Here is a 3,203-nt window from a genome sequence, read left to right as displayed (position 1 = left end):
ATTACCGATAAACAAGGCATTGTGATTGCGGATTCTTGGCAGCAAGGCGTTGGCAAAGACTACTCGCAATGGAACGATGTGTATCTCACATTGCGTGGTCAATACGGCGCGCGCAGTACCATCGAAGACCCGAAAGATCCGCTCTCAACCGTTATGCACGTTGCTGCACCCATTTACCACAAAGGCGAAATCATTGGCAGCGTGACGGTGGCAAAATCCAATCGCTCAGTACAACCCTTCATCGATCTTTCTAAACGCAATGTATTATTTTGGATGGTGTGGATGAGTGGTTTAGTGCTATTGGCAGGGGCATTGTTTGCTTGGCGAGTTCACTCGGCACTGAACAAGCTAGAAGACTATGCGACCAAAATGGGTGAGGGCGAAAAGGTCTCTAAGCCGACATTTCGTATCTTTTATGAGTACGGCACGCTAAGCGACGCATTAGAAAAAATGCGCAATCAGCTCGATGGTAAACAATATGTGGAAGAGTACGTACAGACGCTGACTCATGAGCTGAAAAGCCCGTTATCAGCGATTAAAGGTGCGAGTGAAATATTGCAAATGCCATTGCCTGAAGAAAAGGTCGCGCGCTTTGCTGGCAACATTGAGCGAGAAAGCGACCGCATGCAATCATTGATAGATAAGTTGCTAGAACTTGCTCGTATTGAAAAGCGGCCCGAGCTAGAACAAGTCGAAGCTATCTCGCTAAAACAAATGGTCAATGAAGTGGTTGAATCGGCGGATGCGCGTTTGAGTGCTAAGTCGGTCACTGCCAACATCCAAATTGATGATCACCTCTCCGTACTTGGTGATGTCTTCTTACTGAAACAAGCCGTTTTTAACTTGATGGACAATGCGCTGGATTTTGTTCATTCAGAGGGACGCATTGATTGGAAAACTGAGGTCACGAAAGAGAAGGTATGCCTGTCGATTTTCAATTCAGGCCCTCACATTCCCGACTATGCTATGCCTCGTTTGACCGAGCGCTTTTATTCCCTCGCTCGGGAAAATGGTGTTAAGAGTACTGGGCTTGGGCTGAATTTTGTTGAGCAGGTGACCAAGCTGCACAAAGGTCAGTTGCAAGTCGAAAACGTCGATGCTGGCGTGAAAGTGACCCTGATTTTACCAACTCCATAGAAACTCCACATTAGCTCCATTTGTTCTCCAAATTGCTGATTTAGATTAACCCCATCAGCAAATGGAGAATGAAACATGAAAAAGATCCTCAATAACCAACTCGGCACGAAGTTCGCATTCGTGCTGTTTTTGTTTGTTTTACTGCAAATCCCGCTTTCAATGGTCACAGGGCTGATCTCAGAACGCTCATATCGCCAAGATGAAGTCAGACATGACATCGCACGCAGCAGCAGCGGTGAGCAACGCATCATTGGTCCATTCATCATGGTTAACTACAGCGAAACCAGTTACCGATATGACAAAGTACAGATTAAAGAGCGTCGTAAATTCCTCCTACCCAGCACTTTCGATATGAGCGCGGATCTGGACAGTTTTGAAAAGTACCGAGGCATTTACCGCGCGCGTTTATACAAAGCGCAAGTGTCGCTGAAAGGCGCTTTTGATGCAGACGATCTCGCGGCGTTGCAGAGGCTTGATATTAAAAATATGAGCCTAGTGGTTGGCATTGAAGACAGCCGTGGATTGATTCGGATGGATGACATGACCATGGCGAGCTCTGATATCGAAGTCGCACCGGGAACGGGGTTAGATCAGTTACCACAAGGCTTCCACAGTGTTCTGAGACTTGCAGATCTAAACGCAGAGCAACCTTTGGCGTTCGATCTTAACTTCTTGCTGCAAGGGATGGGTCAGCTTCAAGTCACACCAATCGGCAGTCAAACAACGGTTGGACTCTCTTCAACTTGGGCGCATCCAAGCTTTGTCGGTGATTACTTACCAGTGTCGTCAGAGGTATCTGAAGATGGATTTAAAGCACAGTGGGCGAGCAATAACTTCTCTACCAATATCGCGCAGCTGTTCCAAAGCTGTTTGTCATCGAATCACGCTTGTGACGAGCTTGAACAGCGACAAATGGGCGTAGATTTGATTGATCCCGTTGACCATTATTTGAAGTCCCACCGAGCAGTGAACTATTCACTGTTGGTTATCACATTAGTGTTTGCGAGTTTCTTCTTACTGGAGCTATTCCAAGCGCGTCCGGTTCACCCAGTGCAATATGGTTTTATTGGTCTGGCTTTAGCGCTTTTCTATCTGTTGTTGATTTCGATGAGTGAACACTTAGGTTTTAACTGGGCGTATGTGGTGTCAGCAGTCGCATCGACGGGGCTTTTAAGTGTGTACGTGAGCGGTATGTTGAGCAACACCAAACACGGCGTGATATTTGGAGCGTGTTTGCTCACACTCTACGGATTGTTGTTTGGCTTGCTGCAAGCAGAGAGCTACGCATTGGTCATGGGTACATTACTGTGTTTCGTGATTTTGAGCTTCACTATGGTCATTACACGCAACATCGATTGGTACGCCCGAAATAAGAAAACAGAAAAAAGTGCAAAGGCGAACCATGAAGATGTTTAAGCGAGCTACTATCACTGGTCAGCCAAGCGATATGGTGGAAGAGAAGTCCGCTATTCACCTGCGATTTTCTGTAAAAAATGGACTGAAAAGCTTGGTGTGTTTTATCGCATTGGCCGTTATCGCGCTCTATGTTCGAGATAGCTTTATTCGTCCGACATTTGGTGATGTTCTTGTTGTGGTTTGGCTCTACTACTTTCTTGCAAGCTTGTTCTCCATGCCCGTTAATTGGCTGGTTTCACTGGTGATGTTGATTGCGTTTGCTGTCGAGTTGGGGCAACTGTTACAGGTCGCTGCTTGGCTTGGTATCGAACCTTCATCGCCTCTAGCTGTGATTTTGGGAGCCACGTTTGATTGGAAAGATCTGCTGGCTTACTGCGTCGGAGGCAGCTTGTGTTGGTGGATGGAGGTCAAATGAAAGCGAAGTTGAAAGTGGAGGCGATAACCCCACAATATCATCATCAAAAGCGACGTTCTCGTAGAAGAATAAGTTTGCTCAAGAAAGTATACTTTTGGTCATTAGCCAACAAGGGACAGCTTTAGAATGAACTAGTTTTAGGATTTACGTCGAAATTAACGTCGGATAATTATTAGTAGGGTAAATCATATTTATAGAATGCGAAGGAGTATTTACTCTAAACGGTTTTGGGGCA

3 protein-coding genes are annotated in these 3,203 nt (G+C 46.0%); all 3 read left to right on the top strand.

Annotated elements, in window-relative coordinates:
• Positions 1-1,137 (top strand): two-component system sensor histidine kinase CreC (creC, locus tag ACED28_RS22765; protein WP_371710813.1); only part of this gene is annotated, 1,137 nt, incomplete at its 5' end.
• 75 nt (positions 1,138-1,212) lie between these two features.
• On the top strand, positions 1,213-2,553 hold the full coding sequence (gene creD, locus ACED28_RS22760; RefSeq protein ID WP_371710812.1) for a cell envelope integrity protein CreD: 1,341 nt from the start codon (positions 1,213-1,215) through the stop codon (positions 2,551-2,553).
• Entirely contained in the window at positions 2,540-2,968 is a 429-nt protein-coding gene (locus ACED28_RS22755) for a DUF2809 domain-containing protein (protein WP_280605062.1), read from the top strand. Before creD ends, ACED28_RS22755 begins: the two co-directional genes overlap by 14 nt.
• Positions 2,969-3,203: the final 235 nt, after the last annotated feature.

This window comes from Vibrio sp. 1F253, assembly GCF_041439295.1.
In the GTDB taxonomy this organism is placed as follows: Bacteria; Pseudomonadota; Gammaproteobacteria; order Enterobacterales; family Vibrionaceae; genus Vibrio; species Vibrio tasmaniensis_A.
This window is presented reverse-complemented; position numbering and strand designations above follow the sequence as displayed.

What these genes read in the sequence shown, in the direction of transcription:
- creD (WP_371710812.1), top strand. Translation starts at nt 1,213, where the DNA reads ATGAAAAAGATCCTCAATAACCAACTCGGCACGAAGTTCGCATTCGTG.
- ACED28_RS22755 (WP_280605062.1), top strand. Translation starts at nt 2,540, where the DNA reads ATGAAGATGTTTAAGCGAGCTACTATCACTGGTCAGCCAAGCGATATG.